This window comes from Streptomyces sp. WAC00040 (assembly GCF_056835925.1).
The window spans coordinates 275,323-292,650 of sequence record NZ_JAKQZE010000004.1 but is presented as its reverse complement, the minus strand read 5'-3'; the positions used below and the strand labels follow the sequence as shown (position 1 = coordinate 292,650).

Annotated in this window: 15 protein-coding genes and 1 pseudogene; 9 read left to right on the top strand and 7 right to left on the bottom strand. The window is 69.4% G+C overall.

The window, feature by feature from the left end; genetic code table 11:
• Nucleotides 1-91: 91 nt before the first annotated feature.
• Genes MDN94_RS31785 through MDN94_RS31775 form a run of 3 tightly spaced genes read left to right on the top strand, consistent with a single transcriptional unit; the run spans nt 92 to nt 2,121 of the window.
• Complete coding sequence (locus tag MDN94_RS31785) at nt 92-901, top strand: hypothetical protein (RefSeq protein ID WP_482729306.1); 810 nt, start codon at nt 92-94, stop codon at nt 899-901.
• Between the two features lie 3 nt (nt 902-904).
• Nucleotides 905-1,408, top strand: coding sequence for a phage holin family protein (locus MDN94_RS31780; RefSeq protein WP_482729305.1), 504 nt, complete (start codon nt 905-907; stop codon nt 1,406-1,408).
• Nucleotides 1,384-2,121 carry a DUF3618 domain-containing protein gene (locus MDN94_RS31775; protein WP_482729304.1) on the top strand — a complete coding sequence of 246 codons (738 nt, stop codon included), beginning with the start codon at nt 1,384-1,386 and terminating at the stop codon, nt 2,119-2,121. Before MDN94_RS31780 ends, MDN94_RS31775 begins: the two co-directional genes overlap by 25 nt.
• Here MDN94_RS31775 and MDN94_RS31770 read toward each other — a convergent pair.
• Nucleotides 2,070-3,455: a helix-turn-helix domain-containing protein gene (locus tag MDN94_RS31770; RefSeq protein WP_482729303.1), complete on the bottom strand. Its 1,386-nt coding sequence runs from the start codon at nt 3,453-3,455 to the stop codon at nt 2,070-2,072. The two genes, MDN94_RS31775 and MDN94_RS31770, sit on opposite strands and share 52 nt — an antisense overlap.
• A gap of 181 nt (nt 3,456-3,636) precedes the next feature.
• Between MDN94_RS31770 and MDN94_RS31765 the strand changes: the two genes are divergently transcribed.
• On the top strand, nt 3,637-4,239 hold the full coding sequence (locus MDN94_RS31765) for a hypothetical protein (RefSeq protein ID WP_482729302.1): 603 nt from the start codon (nt 3,637-3,639) through the stop codon (nt 4,237-4,239).
• A 275-nt stretch (nt 4,240-4,514) separates the two neighbouring features.
• On the opposite strand, the gene MDN94_RS31760 is transcribed toward MDN94_RS31765, so the two are convergent.
• The gene (locus MDN94_RS31760; protein ID WP_364595758.1) at nt 4,515-4,706 is read right to left on the bottom strand and encodes a DUF6381 family protein; all 192 of its coding nucleotides are present in this window, start codon (nt 4,704-4,706) and stop codon (nt 4,515-4,517) included.
• 358 nt (nt 4,707-5,064) lie between these two features.
• On the opposite strand from MDN94_RS31760, the gene MDN94_RS31755 reads away from it, so the two are divergent.
• Complete coding sequence (locus tag MDN94_RS31755; protein WP_482729301.1) at nt 5,065-5,679, top strand: CAP domain-containing protein; 615 nt, start codon at nt 5,065-5,067, stop codon at nt 5,677-5,679.
• A gap of 93 nt (nt 5,680-5,772) precedes the next feature.
• On the opposite strand, the pseudogene MDN94_RS31750 reads toward MDN94_RS31755, so the two are convergent.
• A pseudogene (locus tag MDN94_RS31750) lies at nt 5,773-6,068 on the bottom strand (GNAT family N-acetyltransferase); the annotation flags it as partial.
• A gap of 416 nt (nt 6,069-6,484) precedes the next feature.
• Here MDN94_RS31750 and MDN94_RS31745 point away from each other — a divergent pair.
• From MDN94_RS31745 to MDN94_RS31735, 3 genes are read left to right on the top strand one after another with little or no spacing between them, the layout of a single operon-like run.
• A complete protein-coding gene (locus MDN94_RS31745) occupies nt 6,485-7,354 on the top strand; it encodes a HalD/BesD family halogenase (protein ID WP_482729300.1) in 870 nt (289 codons plus the stop codon).
• Between the two features lie 58 nt (nt 7,355-7,412).
• Nucleotides 7,413-8,258: a class I SAM-dependent methyltransferase gene (locus MDN94_RS31740; protein ID WP_482729299.1), complete on the top strand. Its 846-nt coding sequence runs from the start codon at nt 7,413-7,415 to the stop codon at nt 8,256-8,258.
• 20 nt (nt 8,259-8,278) lie between these two features.
• Nucleotides 8,279-10,084 carry a choline/carnitine O-acyltransferase gene (locus tag MDN94_RS31735; protein WP_482729298.1) on the top strand — a complete coding sequence of 602 codons (1,806 nt, stop codon included), beginning with the start codon at nt 8,279-8,281 and terminating at the stop codon, nt 10,082-10,084.
• A 452-nt stretch (nt 10,085-10,536) separates the two neighbouring features.
• Here MDN94_RS31735 and MDN94_RS31730 read toward each other — a convergent pair whose 3' ends face one another.
• Nucleotides 10,537-11,658 (bottom strand): hypothetical protein, encoded by a 1,122-nt coding sequence (locus tag MDN94_RS31730; RefSeq protein WP_482729297.1) that lies wholly within the window; start codon nt 11,656-11,658, stop codon nt 10,537-10,539.
• Between the two features lie 342 nt (nt 11,659-12,000).
• Here MDN94_RS31730 and MDN94_RS31725 point away from each other — a divergent pair, with 342 nt between their 5' ends.
• Nucleotides 12,001-12,972, top strand: a complete 972-nt coding sequence (locus MDN94_RS31725) for an alpha/beta fold hydrolase (protein WP_482729296.1) — start codon at nt 12,001-12,003, stop codon at nt 12,970-12,972.
• Between the two features lie 248 nt (nt 12,973-13,220).
• Here MDN94_RS31725 and MDN94_RS31720 read toward each other — a convergent pair whose 3' ends face one another.
• From MDN94_RS31720 to MDN94_RS31710, 3 genes are all read right to left on the bottom strand, one after another.
• Complete coding sequence (locus MDN94_RS31720) at nt 13,221-13,592, bottom strand: tetratricopeptide repeat protein (protein ID WP_482729295.1); 372 nt, start codon at nt 13,590-13,592, stop codon at nt 13,221-13,223.
• Nucleotides 13,559-16,303, bottom strand: coding sequence for a tetratricopeptide repeat protein (locus MDN94_RS31715; RefSeq protein WP_482729294.1), 2,745 nt, complete (start codon nt 16,301-16,303; stop codon nt 13,559-13,561). The genes MDN94_RS31720 and MDN94_RS31715 overlap by 34 nt, the downstream gene beginning before the upstream one ends.
• 351 nt (nt 16,304-16,654) lie before the next feature.
• Complete coding sequence (locus tag MDN94_RS31710) at nt 16,655-17,125, bottom strand: hypothetical protein (RefSeq protein ID WP_482729293.1); 471 nt, start codon at nt 17,123-17,125, stop codon at nt 16,655-16,657.
• Nucleotides 17,126-17,328 lie beyond the last annotated feature (203 nt).

The window sequence follows — 17,328 nt, the reverse complement described above, 5'->3', positions numbered from 1 at the left end:
GCTCATTTTCGTGAGGAATGCACCAATGCAATGCTCGAGCAGGGGTACCCGCACGAACGCAAGATCCGCATCGTGCGACGCAGGAGGAGTCTTGACTGACATCGACGGCCCCGACCGCAGGGACCAGAACAAGGCCGAGGCAGCAGCGAGCGCGGTACAGGAGAGGACGGCGCAGGGCGCCCAAGTGGTCAGGGAGAACGCCTCCGGCGTGGCGGGCACCGCCAAGCAGCAGGCGGCGGGGGTCGCCGGCGAGGCCCGTTCCCAGGCCAAGGACCTGGCGGGCCAGGTGCGTGGACAGCTCCGTGAGCAGGCGCAGTCCCGGACCAACAGCCTGGCCGCCGGTCTCCACAGGGTGTCCGACGACCTGATGGAGATGAGCAGGCACGCCCGATCCGGATCCGGCGTCGCCGGCGCGGTGCGCCAGATAGCCAAGGGCGGCGACCAGGTGGCCTCCCGGATCGAGAGCCGGGGCCCCGAGGGACTGCTCGGCGACCTCCAGGACTTCGCCAGGCGCAAGCCCGGTGTGTTCCTCGCCGGCGCGGCACTCGCAGGCTTCGCCGTCGCGCGCGCAGGCAAGGGCATCAGCGCCGCAGGGTCCGACGACGGCGGCGCAGGCGGCCGGTACGGCGGCGCAGGCGGCCGGTACGGCGACGCAGGCGGCCGGTACGGCGACGAAAGCCTCACGGCCGGCGGCGCGGACACCGACGCCCTGTCCGAGTCGTCCCGGGCGGGGCTGGGCCGGCCGGATCCCCTGGACACTTACGGCCAGTCACAGCCACCGCACTACACACCCGGCTACGGCTCAGGCGAGCCCCCTGGCCCGGTGGCGACCCCCCACACTCCGCCCGCGTACCCCCGCAGCAGGGACGAGGACGGGAACCCGCCGGCGCAAGGGAGTTGAGTCGTGGCCACCATCTACACGGATCAGGCGCCGCCCACCGCGAAGCGCCGGACGGACACGGAACGCCGTACGGAAGGGCGCCGGACGGACACGGGACGTCTCGCTGAACCGGTGGCCGTCCAGCCGGGCGAGGAACCGTCGGTCGGCGAGCTGGTAGGAGAGATCAGCAAGGATTTGTCACTCCTGGTCCGTGAGGAGATCGCACTGGCCAAGGCGGAGATCAAGGAGGAGACCACGAAAGCCGGCAAGGCCGCCGGCATGTTGGCCGGCGCCGGCTACGCCGGGCACCTCGTCCTCCTCCTGGGCAGTCTGACCGCGGTCTTCGCCCTGGCCAACCTCATGGACTGGGCATGGGCGGCGCTCATCGTGACCGCCGTCTGGGCCGTGGTGGCTGCGGTGCTCTTCGTACGGGGCCGCAAACAGGTGCGGCACGTGAACCTCAAACCCGAACAGACCCTGGAAACCCTGAAGGAGGACGCCCGATGGGCACGCAACCCGAGGAGCTGAGGAGCGAGGTGGAACACACTCGGGCCCACCTGGCGCGCAATGTGGACCTCCTTGCCGAAAGGGTGGCGCCCCGCAGAGTGGCCCGCCGGAAGGCGCATTCGGCTCAGAACCGACTCAGGGGGATCAAGGAGCACGTGATGGGCTCGGCCAAGGACACAAGGAGCAGCCTGTCCTCCACGGCGCACGACGTCGGGGGCAGCGCCGGACAGAGCGCGGGGCAGGCCGGCGAGAAGGCCCAGGACACCGCCGGCAGGGCCAGGGACACCGCGGCCGGCAAGGCGAAGGACACCGCCGAGCGGGCGAAGGAGAAGGCCGGAAAAGCGAAGGACACGGCCGGTCAGCTCGGCAGCGCTGCTCAGCAGACGCCCGCCCGCATGAGGGCGCAGACCCAGGGAAGCCCCCTCGCGGCCGGCGTCGTCGCCTTCGGCGCGGGCATGCTGGCAGCGGCGTTCCTTCCGGCGTCCAAGACGGAGGAACGCGTCGGCGAGCAACTGAAAGAGCACTCCGGCGAACTCCTCGAACCGGTCAAGCAGACCGCCCACGACATGCAGGAAGGACTGCGGGGCCCGGCCAACGAAGCCCTCGAGTCGGTGAAGAACGCCGCACAGGACGCGGCGCAAACCACAAAGGAGGAAGCGCGGGGCGCCGGACAGGACACGGCTCAGGGCCTGCGCGAGGCCGGCACGGAAGGAAGCCAGCGACGCGAGCCGTAGTCGTACTCATGAACCGCGCCGTCAGCCAGGGCACCCGTACGGAACGGCCGTCCACCGTCGTCGATCCGTACGGTGCCCGTCCGTCCACCGCTTGACCACCGGAGCTGGAGGTACCACTCGCAGTCGCAGCTGAGCGTCCGTCCGGTGACCAGCAGGACCTCGGGGTCCGAGGCGGAGACCCGGTACGGGAACGACACCGCGAGGATCGGCTCACCGGCGTCGTTGCCCCCCACCGATCGGGCCACGGGCCGTGACGTGTCGAGGTCGACGTCGAACATGCGGGGCGTGAGGGAGCCGCCGCATCCCGAGTCCATCCGGTACACGTTGTGCCGCTCCGGTGACCTGCGCGCCGCCACACGGACCTGGAGCGACTCGAGCACCACCGCTTCGGGGCCCTTGCCCTGAACAGTGATACGGACCCGGGTCTCGCCCGCGTGCCCGGCTCCCAGCGCGCGCGACCACTGTTCGGCGTCCGCCTCGACAGGCGGCGGCGGGACCTCCGCCGGGCTCCGGTCGACGAAATAGGCGTGGCCGCATCCGTGCCGCCAGACGTGATCGTCCGTGACCCAGGTGAACGGTGCACCGGTGGAAGACGAAGGCGACGACGGAGTGCCGTCACCGGTCGGCACGGGGCCCGGCCCGGACCCCTGAGGCCTCCCCGGCAAGCCACGAACCGGTGACGTTGCCGCGGGCGGCCCGGACGGCCCCGACGGCCCGGACGACGGGGCGGCCGTCGGCCCCGGGCCCGCCGAGCGCAGCGGAGCCGGTTCGCCGCCCCTGGCCGTGGTCGGGCGCTGCTCGGCGGAGCCGAAGGTGAACCCTGCGAATCCGAGGACGAGCGCGAGCACGACGACAGCCGCCCCTAAGGCGGCGGCGTATCCGTGACGGCGGCCGCGTGATCGCGCCGACAACGACGCCGTGACGGCCTGCTCCCGTTCCGCTGCCGGCAACTCCCCTGCCTCCGGCTGCTCCTGCCCGGCATGCCGTTCTTGGAGCGCGACGCCCTCCGTGTCCGGTGCCGCCCGAGCCGTTCGTTCCTGACGTGTGCCGCTTCGCTCCTGACGCGAGCCGCGCGAGGCGTCGGCCAGGACCCACAGCCGGTGCAGCTCCACGAGCTCCTCGCCCCGGCACCCACAGAAGCTCGCCAGCCGCTCGACGGGCGCGAACTCCATCGGAACGGTCCGCCCGGCGCAGTACCGGTGCAGCGTCGACGCGCCGACCCCCACCCGGCGCGCCAGCGAACCGTAGGTCCGGCCGGATCGCTCCCGCAGCTCGCTCAGCTTCCGGGCGAACGCCTCGGTCGCCTCCGCCGCGTCCTCCACCGGGGCTTCCATCACACCGCTCCTCCCGTGCCGGGCCGTTTCAGGAGGCGTTTCACCCCGCTCGACAAAGGCCACGTCGCAGGGGGTGGAATGGTTCCATCGTTCCCGAACGGGCCCCGGTCATTGCAAGTGCCCTTCCCACCACCCAGTCTGGCGGTCGATCAGCCACAGAACGACTGGGGGAAGCACATCCATGAACCGCATCCGCTCCGCCGCCGTCACCGCGACGGCCATGGCCATGGCCGCCGTTCCGCTCACCACGGCCGGCGCCGCTGCCGGCCCGCTGCCGGCCTTCCTCTCGGCCGCGCAACTGCCCGCCTCCAGCACTCCTTGGCAGGCCGACCCGGTCCGCAACGGACTGCCGGAGGTGAGCTCGATGTGCACGGCGGGCGTCACGCCGAAGTCCTCGACCCGGTACCGCGACTTCCGGACGGAGCTGGACACCACTGCCCGCCAGACGACCACCGTCGCGTCCACCACCGCCAAGGCGAAGGCGCTCGCCGACAAGCTCCGCTCCTCGATCGAGACCTGCCTGGACCGGCTGAAGGCACAAGACCCCGGACTCGAGGGGGAGGCCTTCTACCACGGCGGCATCGACGTCGAGGAAGGCGCACACGTCTACAGCATCGACACCTCGCACCCCGATGTCGGCTCCACGGACATCGCCCTGTACTCGGTCGGCCGTGACGGCCGGGCGGTGACCGTCGTCGAGTGGGGCCAGCTGGGCGACCTCGACGGGGCGCCGCTGGAGGGCTTCAAGAAGACGACGGCCGTCGCTGTCGCCAAGCTCTACTGACATCGGCGGGCCCGAACACCCGCACACAGGCCGGTCCGCCCGGCCGCCCGATCCTGGGCCGGCCCCCGCACCACGGGGGCGGGGGCCGGCCCGGGTACGACGGCGAACGGACCGTGCCGACCTTTCCCTCACGACAACACGCGTACCCCCGGCTGCGTTTGCTGCCATTCGTGGCCGGGTTTCCTTGCGGTGAGATCACAAGACGCTGCCCGGCCGGACGGTCCGTGAAGGACCGGCCTGGCCGGGCAGCGTCGAGGCCGACCGCCGTGTATCGACTACTGCGGCGGGTAGATGTCGCCCCCGCCCATGCTGCTTTCCTGCTCGCTCTGCGACTGCAGCCGCTTGGCCTTCTCCTCCAGGCGCTGACGCTCCTGGGGATCCGACGCGCGCTCAGCGGCCTGCTTCAGCTCCTGCGCCTTCTCGCGCATCTGACGGGCACGGCCGCCGGACTCACCTGCAACGCTCATGATCATCGCTCCTTGCGGTAACTCGGAAGAGCGGGCCCGACCAGCGAACCAGCGCAGGGCGGCAACCGCATCCCGAAGCGTCACCCGCTGTGACCGGCGCAGTTCAACGACGGCCGGTACATCCCCCGATGTGCCCAACACAGGCGCGTGAAGCCGGGCACTGCGGCCTCCATGTGAAACCCTCGCCGCTGCGACGTCTCTGTAGGTCGTCCTCTGGTGTCGTGCTCCAGAGGCCTGCACCGGGGTTCTGAACCTGCTCCAGGCCCTGCTCCGGGTGGCGTGCTCCAGCGTCCTGCGCGGGTGTGGGCTTCCGGCCGTCGCATCGACGTCACACCATGCCGTGGAAGGAGAAGCGCCCATGGAATTCCGCCCGCAGGCAGGCCGACCACGCTTGTTCCGCGTCCTACTGGCTCTGGCGGCAGGCGCTGCCCTGCTCGCCGCCGTGGCCGCGGCGGCGTTCATGGTGTCGGCCGGAACGGGAGGGCCGGACACGGCCGGTACCACCGGTCCCGGCGATGTCGGCCGTGGCCGCGGCAACTCCGCGGCCCCGCTTCCGCCCGCCACCGGGCGGGCCCTCGGCAGCGGGACGGCGCGGATCGCCGCCTTGGTGAACGCGGAACGGGACAAGGCGGGTTGCCCCCGGCTGACTGTCGACCCGCGGTTGGATCGCGCCGCCGGCGTCCACGCAGAGGACATGGCAGCCCGCGGCTACTACGACCATGTCGGCCCGGACGGCAGCGACGGCGGAAAACGTATGACCGCCGCCGGCTACAAGTGGAGTCGATGGGCCGAGAACATCCACCGCGGCCCCGAAGACCCGTCGGCCGTCGTGGCCGACTGGCTGCGCAGCCCCGAGCACCGCGAAAGCATCCTGGACTGCCGTTTCGAGAACATGGGCGTGGGAGTCGAACTCGGGCCGGGCGGCCCCTGGTGGGTGCAGACTCTGGGAACCGGACGAGGGGCTCGGCGGTGACCGCGCCGGCCCGGTCCGACGGGCGACCCTGGCGGCAGGGGCGCCTGGCGTTGTTGGCCGCCGGTGCTCTGCCGGACGGTCAGACCCGCCGGCCACCAGGCCCAGCCAGGCCCCTGACAGGAAGCGGTCGGTGGGCGTGAAGCCGTTGCGCTCGTAGAAGGCGACCAGTTCGCCCCGCCGCCCGCCCAGCAGTCGCCCCCAGCAGATCCACGCCGGCCCGCCGGGTCTCCTCGGCGGCATGGACGGCAGCGCCGCCCGATGCCCCGGCCGGCGTGCCGTCGGTCGGAGACCCGCAGCCGCACGTACCGCTCGGGTTCCCCGGCCGGCGCGATCGGCATCCGAGGGCCGGGCCCGGAGTCCAGCACCAGGGCCCCGACAGGCGCCCCGTCTTCCCCTGCCGGTGCGGTGCTCCTGCTGTCGTCCGGCACCTGGTGGGCGGACCGTCCTTACCAGGGCTGCGACCGAGGCGGACTGCGGCCCCGTGCGCGCGAAGCCCCGATCCGCCTGTCCGCCTTCCGCGAGCACGGCGCCGCAATCGTCCGGTCCGACCAGGACGACATGACGCCGCTCGACGTCGCCCGGCCCGAGGCGCCGACGACGTCTTCCGGCCTGCGCGAGCAGAGCGAGGCGCTGCGGGAGGACCAACGCTTCGTCCATGACACCCCTGGGTCCAGTGGGGCGTGTCACAGACAATCCGACGGCGCTGTGGGAACTTCAACTCAGTTACTGCTCAGGCCAGTTACTGAAGAGCCGAGATGGGGACAGGACGCCTCGGAACGGTCTGCCCGCACGTGGAGAGGATCGAGTGAGCTCCTTGGAAGCCCCGACACTGGACCAGGTCGTCGACACCGCCCGCTACCCACTGTCAGCACTCGACAGCGCCGAGGGCCGCGCCGTGGTGTCCCGTGCCCGGCGTGAACTGGCAGCTCTCGGCTGCACCGTACTGCCCGACTTCATCCGTCCGTCACTGCGCGAGACGCTGAGTCGCGAGTGCTCGGCCATCGCGCCCCGGGCGCACTTCGACACCGAGACGGTCAACGTCTACAACATCGCGGTGGACTCGGAACTGCCGGACGACCATCCGGGCCGGAAGACCTTCGAGCGCGGCAACGCCTTCGTCGCCCGGGACCGCATCCCCGACGACGCCGTCATCAGCCGCCTCTACACCGACGAACTGTTCCGCCGGTTCGTGGCACTGTGCTTCGGACTTCCCGAGCTCTACGAACTCGCGGACCCGCTCTCCGGGCTCGTCCTCAACGTCGTCGTGCCGGACAGGGAACACCCCTGGCACTTCGACACCAACGAGTACACGGTCAGCATGCTTACCCAACATGCCGAGGCCGGCGGTGACTTCGAATACTGCCCAGGCATCCGGTCCGCGCACGACGAGAGCTTCGACGACGTCCGGGACGTGCTCGAGGGCCGGGGCGGGGCACTCGTCCGCAGCCTCCCCCTGCAACCGGGTGACCTGCAGCTGTTCAAGGGCCGCTACTCCCTGCACCGGGTCAGCCCCGTCCGGGGCGGCGTCGCACGCCACTCCGCGATCTTCGCCTACAGCGAGCGCCCCGGCGTCATCGGCAGCGTGGCCCGCACCCGGCAGCTCTTCGGCCGCGTACTGCCCGAGCATCTGGCGGCCGAGGGCCGGGCCGTGCGGGGCGACGCGCTGCTGGACTGACCGACCTGCCGACCGGCACTGCCGCCCCCCACTCTGCGATCGACGAGGAGTAAGCCCTGTGCGTTTCGACGCGACCGGGAAAGTCACGCTCGACCACATCTACACCCAGCCCGATCCCCGGGCCTACTTCCGATTGCTGCGCCCACTCGGCTACTGCGTTCCACAGCAGGCGAAGCCCTACTTCGCGAAACTCGTGAAGGAGTACCGGCTGGCCCGGCACGTCACCGTGCCCCACATCGTGGACATCGGCTGCTCGTACGGAATCAACGCCGCACTGCTCAAGTACGACGTGACCATGGACGAGCTCTACGCCCGTTACGACGACAAGGACCTCGACGGGAAGAGCCGCGAAGCCCTGCTCGTCCGCGACCGTGAGCTGTCCCGCTCGCGGCGGCCGGCCCAGGGCATCCGCTTCACCGGCCTGGACACCTCCCACCACGCACTGGCCTACGCACACGAGGCCGGGTTCCTCGACGACGCGGTGCACGCCGACCTGGAGGCGAACGAGCCCACGCCGCGACAGCGCGCCCAGCTCGCAGGGGCGGACCTGGTGATCTCGACCGGCTGCCTCGGCTACGTCACCGAGCGGACCCTCGTACGGATCGTCGAGGCGCAGGGCCACCGACGGCCCTGGATGGCGCACTTCGTGCTGCGGATGTTCCCCTTCGACCCCGTGGAGCGGGCGCTGGCAGGTCTGGGCTACCGCACCATCCGCATCGACGACGTGTTCAAGCAGCGCCGTTTCGCCTCACCGCAGGAACAGGCGCTCGTGCTCGCGAGCATGTCGGCCGCCGGAGTGGATGCGAGGGGCCTCGAAGCGGAAGGCTGGCTCTACGCACAGCTCTATATTTCCCGCCCGTACGACACCCCAGGTACCGACAATCCGAATCGAGAACAGAATTGAAAACCAGTCAGGACGCAGCGGTGAACGCGACCTTCGCCCGGGAGGTCGACCTGCCGCGGGTGCCGCTGCCCTCCCTGGAAGCCAGTTGCGAGCGATTCCTCGCCTGGTGCGCGCCGCTGCTGACGCCGGACGAACAGGCGGCGACCGAGGCAGAGGTGGCCGCCTTCCTGCGACCCGGTGGCCCCGGCCGTGTCCTGCACGCGGCGCTGGAGGAGTACGACGCCACGGAGGGCGTGCACAGCTGGCTCGACACCTTCTGGCCCTACCGTTACCTGGGCCGCCGTGACCGGATCGCTCTGAACGCCAACTTCTTCTTCTTGTTCAGGGACACGGCCAGCCCCCAGGTGGAGCGGGCTGCCGGGCTCATCGCCGGGGCCCTCGACCACAAGCGGCAGCTCGACGACGGGCTCATCGCGCCAGTGGTGCAGCGCGGAGCACCCCAGTCCATGGTGCAGAACAAGTTCCTGTTCTCCACCACCAGAATCCCCGGCGCACAGCAGGACACCGTCCGCGCCCCGTACACCGATGCCTGGCCCGGCCCGTCCGACGCCCGTCACATCGTGGTGTTCTTCCGCGGCCGGATGTTCCGGCTCGACGTCATCGGTCCCGACGGCGTCCCGCACGCCCTGGACGAACTGGAGGCCGGACTGCGCGCGGTGATGAAGGCGGGCGACGAGCCGGCCGGCGACGGCACCTCGGTGGGGCACCTGACCACGATGGCCCGCGCCGAGTGGGCCGCCGCCCGGGCCTCTCTCATCGCCTGCCACCCCGGTAACGCCGACGCCCTCGACACCGTCGAGACCGCCCTGTTCTGCGTCTGCCTGGAGGACTTCGCACCGGAAAGCGTCCAGGACGCCTGCGACCAGTTGCTGTACGGCGACCGCGGCAACCGGTGGTTCGACAAGGCCGTGTCGTTCGTCGTCTTCGCCGACGGGCGGGCCGGCATCAACGTCGAGCACTGCGAGCTGGACGGCACCACCATCCTCAGCTTCACCGACGCCCTGCTCACCAGCTCCGCCGAGGAGTCCTCACGCCGGTCCGGGGCCCGCTCCCAGGGACGGCCCGCACTGGAGCCGGTCGTGTTCGCGCTCGACGACGCGCTGCGTACGCAGGTGCGCGCCGCCGCCGACGCGTTCGCCGCGTACGGGCGGAACACCGCGACCAGCACCGTGTCCTTCGAGGACTTCGGCAGCAGCGCGGCCAAGGCCCTGGGGGTGTCGCCGGACGCGTTCGTCCAGGTCGCCTATCAGCTGGCCCACCAGCGGGCGAAGGGCCGGCTCGGAGCGACGTACGAATCGATCGCGACGCGGCAGTACCGGCACGGGCGGACGGAGGCGATGCGCGTCGTCACCCCCGAGATGCTCGCTTTCGTCGCCGCCATGGACGACCCGTCGACGGACACCGGCGTCCGGCACTCCGCGTTCCGTGCCGCCGCCGACGCGCATGTGGCGCGTGCGAAGGAGAGCCAGGCAGGCCAGGCGCCCGAGCAGCACCTGTGGGAGCTGGAGCTGATCCAGCGCCGACGGGGGGCGGAGCTCGGGGTGGACGAGCAGCCCTCCCTGTACCGAACGCCGGGCTGGCTGACGATGCGGGACGACTACCTGAGCACCAGCTCGGCGCCGTCGGCCAACATCCAGTTCTTCGGCTTCGGCTCCACGAGCAGCCGGTGCATCGGTGTCGCGTACGTGCTGTTGCCCGAGCGCTTCAACATCTACCTGAGCACCCCGCTGCCGGTCGCCGACCAGATGCATGCCTTCGCCCGCCACCTCCGCGAGGCGGTTGCCGAACTGCGTGAACTGCTGACGTCCGTGCGGTCCGAGGACTGACCGGCGCACGGAGCGGACCGTCGGCCGTGCCCTCCGGGGGGAAGGGCACGGCCGACGTCCGTGGCCCCGTAGCGCCTGCGCCTGGGTGAACCGCCTGGTCCGAACCGCAGTTGAGAGCCATGGGCGGCGTGACCACAGGCACTGACTTCGCGCCGACCTGTACAACAGTGACGAGCGAACAAGCTTGTCGGCGCCACCTCTGGCACTGCCTGGCGTTCGGCTGCGATCGCGGCACCGATCCGTCCAGGACTGCCGGACCTGGTCCCGTACCTGACGGGAATGCAGAATGAGCCGACCCGCATCGCAGTCACCGGTCGCTCCCCGCAGTGCGTTCCTGTCACGGCCTTGATGACGGACCGGTCGTGGGGGACCGGCCGCGGAGGGTCGCCGGCGGTGAAGCCGTGAAAGGCGTGGGCGGGGCACATCCGCGCCGGGGTGGGTTCGTGCAGGGGTCAGTGGTGTGTTGCGGCCAGCGCGACCATGCGGCGCATGACGGCTGCGGGGATTGTCGGATTCTCGGCGGCGTCTGCGGCGCTGCATTCGTCGCGGAGCAAGGGGACCAAGTTCGCCGGCGGCAGGGCCGGGTGTTTCCGGGCGAAGCTACGGACGGATCCGTCGGCGTCGTCAGTCAGCCTGACAGCGGATTCGGGTGACAGACGCGGGTCCTCGGCCGCCCGCGTGCGCACGGAGGCGTCGGGATCGTGGCTGAACCGCTCGACGAGGGCGTCGGTCGACGCGGGGTCGTCGAGCGCGAGGAGACGCATGCGGGGCTCTGGGGCGTCGGCGTAGCGAAGCAGGCCCCTGCGGGGGAAGTTGGGATGGTTGCGGGGGCGGCCGGGGAACGAGAGGCTGCCGGGCCACCAGCTCCATACGTCCAGAAGCAAGTCCGCCGGCGCGTCGTGGCACGACTCAGTGAGGAACAGGCGCACGACTTCGTCCTCGTCGTGGGCGAGGAGCTGTACGACGTCCTGAGGAAGACGCGGGGCGCGGGCCACGCTGCGGCGGATCCAGAGGTTGGGGTACGAGGCCAGTTGCCGCATGGCTTCCGGGTCATCGTGAAGGGCGGCGATCCACCACAAGGCGTACGTACGGTCATCCAGGGGTATGGCCGGCACCGTGTCGGCCACCGCGGCGATCTCGGCAGGTGTGGTGGGTGGTTGCGACTCGGGGTGCGGCGGACGTCCGATCCCGACGCCGGCGTACGGTCGCTGGTGCGGGCCCTCCTCCGCCGCCATCTCCGCCAGAAGTCCGTGGATCGGCCGGTCCGCGGTGGCGGCGAGGAGCATGTCCCACTGCCCGGGCGAGAGGTTCCTCGATTCGGCGGCGGTTCCCCAGACGCGTTTCCCGGGATGGACGACTGCCGCATCGAGGACACCGGGCGGAAGATCCTTGCGGTACAGGAAATACACCCGTCCGGTGTCGAAGAGGCTGATCAACACCTCAGCCGGGGCTGCTCGGTTGAGGCCCAGACCGCACAGCCATGCCCGGGCGACGTCCGGGGAGAGGCTGAACCCTTCGAAGAGCGCGGCCCAAACGTCGCTGTCGTGGGCCTCTGGGGTCTGCTGAATCGTCACTGCGGCAGGGTAGTCACGGTGCTGTGGGCGGTGGTGGTCGGTGTGGAACGCACTGCCGTCGTCTTTCGGTGCGGCTCGGCTTCTGGTAACGGTCGGCCGCACTCGTCCGTGGCGGGTCGGGTCGGGTCCGGTCGGCGGGTTGTTCCGCTCGGTTGTGCTCGTGCTGCCGGCGTGCGGCCGGTGCGCACGACAGGGCGGTCGTCGTCCGTGTGTGGGTTGCTGGGCCACCCCGCCCGTTCCCCTCGACAACGGAAAACGGAGACGCAAGGGGGCGATTCCCGGTTCCCTCCAGGGCGCGCTGCGTAGACTCCCCGTAGTCATCCGCTCGGGGAGGGGCATGTGATGAAGGGGATACGAGCGGCCGGCACCGCCCTCGCCGTTCTGGGCGCCGCCGGTGTGGCGGCGGCACGGGCAGCCGCCGACCGGATCGCGCGGAACCCCGATCCGTATCCGCTGGACCGGCTCGCACGGGAGCCCGAAGGCGAAGAGGTGTTCATTCCGCGGCCGGACGGGACGGTGCTGCGGGCTCTCGTGGCGGGGGAGGGACCAGCGGTCGTGCTCGCCCACGGCTACGGCGCCTCATTGCTGGAGTGGAATCTGATCTGGGAGGAACTGCGAGCGGCCGGCCACCGTGTCATAGCCTTCGACCAGCGGGGCCACGAGCGGTCCACGCTCGGCCGTGACGGCGCCGGCTCCGGGCCCATGGCGGCGGACTACGCCGCCGTGCTGGAGCACTTCGACGTCACGGACGGTGTGCTGGTGGGCCACTCCATGGGCGGCTTCCTCGCGATCCGTGCGGTGCTGGACCACGGCGAGGTCGTCCGGCGTCTGCGCGGCCTGGTGCTCGTCGCTACTTGGGCGGGCCGGATCTACGACGGAGCGCCGCAGAACCGGTTGCAGATCCCGCTGATCAGAGCCGGCATCATCCAGCGCTGGATGTGCACGCGAACCGGCGCGCTCCTCTTCGGCGCCGCCCAGTGCGGCCGACGGCCGTCCCCGGCGATGATCTCGGTCTACCGCGATGTCTTCCTACGGCAGGACCACGCCCCGTTGCTGCCGGTGGTGCGGGCGTTCGCCGCGGAGGATCGCTATCCGCGCCTCGGCGAGATCACCGTGCCCACCGTCGTCGTGGTCGGCGCCGACGATCGCTCGACACCGCCCGTCCACTCGCAACGGATGGCCGCGGGCATACGCGGAGCGCGGCTGGTTACCGTGCCCCGCGCGGGCCACATGATCAACTGGGAAGGCGCCGACGCTCTCGTCGAAGCCGTCGAGTCGGTGGCCGCCCCTGCCCGGGGCGGTTCGGGGAGCTGAGACGTTGTTTTCTTGGTGAGTTGGGGGAAGCGAAGAGGGCCGCGGCGATGCCGACAAAGGCGAGGAAGTGCTCTGCCTTGCGTTCGTATCGGTCGTGCAGGCGTCGGCAGCCAGCAAGCCACGACACGGTCCTTTCCCAGCGGTAGCGGACCAGCCGTGTGCAGGACTCAATACCTTGCGGGCGATACGGTGGCGGATGCCGCGCTTGCTTAGCCATCGGCGCAGGTGGTCGTAAATGAGATGACGACTTAGCTCGGTGGCCCCCACGAACTCGGGAGTTCCGCCTTCGGGTCGGCGTCGCGTACCTGGGCGTACAGGGATATTCCTTCTTCGAGTGAGGCCAAGGATTTCCCGTATTGGCCAACTGCGCCCAGCGAGTTTCCCAGATCGATCAAGGCCACGGCGAGATGAGGTTGGTATGCCATGGTGTCCTCCGATGCCAGGCGCCGATAGATTTCGACCATCTCCTGGGCGGCGCGCACGGCCTGTTCGAAGTTCCGGCTCTGATACAGGTTGTCACCGAGATGACTCAGTAACTTGGCGAGCAGTGGCAGATGTGCCTCTCGACCGGCCGGCGGAAGGCCTCTCAGTGTGCCGATTGCCTTTCGGATCCGATCCATGGCCTGTTCCCGGTGTCCCAGCGTCCAAAGCTTGACGGCGACAGCGATGCCGCAAGGTCGGGTCGGTACTCGTCCGGATTGGTTTCGGCGAGGCCTTGGAAGAGGTCGACCGCTTCATGGGTTCGGGCCAGCGCCTGCTCGTCGTACCCAAGGCAGGAAAGGATATTTCCGAAATTGTTCAGCGCTCCGCCGAGGTCCGGTAGGTGGGCGTTGGGATTCATCTCGACGAGGACTGAGAAGTGGGCGACCGCCTGCTGGATGCAGTCCAGGGCCTGCTCGTGGCGCTCGAGCCCACCCAGCCTGTTGGCGAGGTTGTTAAGGGCGGTTGCAAGGTCCTTCAGGTGGGCCGCGGGATTGTTCCTGGCCGCCTGTCGGTACAGCTCGACCGCCTCCATGGTGAGGTCCAGCGCTTTCTCGTTGTGCCTCAGGTTGGCCCAGAGGGTGGCGAGGTTGTCGAGCGAGCCGGCGAGGACGGAGAGGTATGCAGGGCGATTCGCCAGGACGAGCCGCCGTCGGATTGCCACGGCCTCCTGTGCGGGTGACAGTCCGTCGCTGTACCGCCCGAGGTGCAAGCAGCGGAGCGCCAGGTTGTTCAAGCAAGCCGCCAGACCGGGCTCGTAGATGTCAGGGCTGGTGCGTGCCAGCCGCCGGTATATGCCGACAGCCTCCTGGGCGGGAGCCAGCGCGTGGGTGTGCCGTCCGAGTCGCCACAACCTGTTGCCGAGGCCGCTCAGTGCGTCTGCCAACTCGGACAATTGGTAGTCGGCTTCCCCTGCCGTCTCCGCAAGCTGCCGTCGGAGTCGGACGCTTTCTTGCGTGGTCGCAAGCGCCCGGTTGTAGTCGCCCAGCTCGGAAAGAGAGATGCCGAGGTTCTGCAGTAGCCCTGCGTACACGAGCCCATGAAGTGCTGGTACAGGCCGGGGCATGTCCCGGAAGATGCCGGCACCTTCCTCGGCCGCGGCTACGGCCTCCTCATGGCGGCCTAGTTTCGTCAGCGCCGCCGACATGCCGTTCAGCGATGTAGCCAAGTCAGGCAGGTGGTTGCCCTCCGCCATGGTCAGCCGCCGCCAGATGGTCGTGGCCTCGATCAAATGTGGCAAGGCCTTCTCGGGCAGGCCGGCCTCGAGTATGACGCTCGCCAGATTGGCACACAGGTGCGCCCGCTCGACGGGGTCGTTGGTGCGGCCGAGGCGGTGATCGGTCAAGATCTTGGCTATGGCAGCAGTGGCCGGCGCGAAGTCGACGCTGCGGCGAGGGAGGTGGGGTTCGATGGCTTCGAGAACGGCGAGGTCGATGTCCCTGATCTCGGTGAGCCGGATCAGGGCGGCTCCGCCAGCGGCCACAGCGAGGTGGGGATGGGTGGTCAGGAGGGTGTACAGCTGAGCCTCGGCCACGTGGCGCCAGCGACTGGCGGTTTCTATCAGCACCGTCAGTGCCGTACGGGTCCACGGGTGCGGTGATGCCGCTCGCTGGTCTGTGGGAACAAGAAGGCGGGTGGGTGCCGCCATGGCCCAATCGTCGGGGACGTAGTCGGGAAGGCTGTGGCCGGGAGTGCGCAGGGCGATGAAGTCCTCGCCGAGCCGGTCCGGGTAGAGAGGTTCCAGCGCGGTTCCCGGTTCCGCGGGCGGGTAGCACAAGGCGTGGTCGTTCAGCATCCTCCGGGCATCCTGTGGCCTTGCTGCGCGGGTCCAGGTGAGTGGGGCAACGGCGGCCTGGTGGGTGAGCGGACGGGTGAGGGTCGCAAGGTAGGAGGTGCGGGCCATCCGCTGCGGTGGCGTCGCGACCTGGTCATGGTCGTACAGGGTCTGCCAGTAGTCGTGTTCGCGGTCGAGCAGATAGGCGGACAAGGCTGTAGGATCCATCAGCGTTTTCCGGCCGCGCGAGTATACGGCGACGAGCGCCGCCATGTGCAGGGTCAGGACCAGGTCGAACTCTGGTCCCGTCAGGGCTTCGGGTGGGGGCGCGGCAACCTCGGTGACAGGTTCACCCAAAGCCGTGGCGAACTGGTCCCGGGCGGAGGTCACCACCTGCCACCGCAGCGCGGGGTCCATGGCGATCGATTCAAGTTTGAGTGCTGCCGCCACATCCATGCGCATCTTGTCCAGGAGACGGTGGCGCAGCGAGGGCCACCAGTTCCCGACTGGCCGGGCAATCAGAAGGACTCGTGTCCGTTCAGATCGGCGCAGCATGGAGTTGCCGAGCAGCAGTTGCAGATCATCGACGGGCCAACGCTCCGCATACTCCACGATGAGGAGCAGGGTCGGGCCGCAGTCTCCGGGGGCGACCACCGTCAAGGCGGTCGGATCGCTCAGGTGGTGCGCAGACCATACGGTCCAGCCCCGCTCGGCCGAGTCAGCTGCGAACTGGGCGGCGAGGCGAGTCTTGCCCTGCCCACCCGGACCGTGCACCAGCTTCACCGACACACCCTTCACCTCGTTGTCGCGCCAGCTGGAAAGCTCGGCCAGTTCGTCGTGGCGACCGGTGAATTCGATTATCCGGTTCTCGGCAGCCAACAACCGACTGGGCCGGACGGATGCCTCATTGACAGTGGGTGGGGTGGGCTGGAGCGGGAAAGGCTCCACCCGATAGACGGGGCAACCGTTACGAATATGCATGTCCCCGTGCAGCACCGCATACAGGCTTCCCCCCGGATGCACAGTGTTGTCTTGCAGGTACCGGTCCTGGTCCTCACGGTCATTTGCGCCCGTCATGCCTGTTCATCCAGTGGTCCGCGGGTGGGTCGGGTCATTGCTCTGCGCAGGACGTGGCGCCGCACACGTGGCGCTGCCCGGCGTCCATCCTTTACGTGGTCCCGGTGCGGACATTTCCCCGTGCACCCGCGGCTGGTGCGGGCAGCCGCGGGTGCACGGCTCGGATCCATGCGGGCTTGCCGCCTACAGGTCGGCTCCTACCGCGGCTGGTCGGGCCGTGCCCCCGCCGTCATGCTGAGCGAGACGCCTTGTTCTCACCAGGCTGAAACGTGGGCACCGGAATGTGAAGCCACCTCCGTACAGCACCGCACCCGCTCTCACCGCGTACTCCCTGCCTTGTAGCGGAGGGGCTCAATCGCGGCCATGGTGACGGGTGGACGGGGGACGAGTTTCCGTTGATGGCCGACTCTCGTGATAGATCAGGTTTCCGTGAAGCACCCCGAAGACACGGCCGTTGCCGCCGGCGACGTTGGTCTGCTGGTAGATGCGTTCCCGCTCCTCTCGGCCCAAGGAGGGAGCCAGCACATCGTTCAGCACCCTCTCGAGTTCGTCGGTAAGTTCGGGATTCTGACGGAGCAGCCGGGCCAACTGTTGCTGCCAGTCCGCGGCGAGTGCATCCTGCGTCGGTCCGTCTCTCCGTTCGCGAGCCCCCAGCACCTCTCGATGCAGTTCGTCCAGGTCCTCTTCGACTACGGCAACCCGATCCGGACGGGCCCGGCGCCACATGGTCACCATGGCTGCTCGTGCCTGTGTCCAGGTATCCGTAGCCATCGCTGCCACCAGCGCGGACCCTGCAGCGGCCGCCAAAGTGACTGGATCCATGGGCGATCGTCTCCCAAGAGTATGAGCAGCATCCTGCAGGCGCCGTCAGCCTGCTGGCTGCTGTTCCAAGCCGCGGAAGGCTTCGGATGCCCCTTGGAAAAGATAGAGACTCCTCGGTTGCCGTACTGCCTTTTCCGTGAACTTCCTGACTGGGCATGAAACAGACGGCATCGGTTGTCCATTGCCGGTGTTCATGTGGTTGC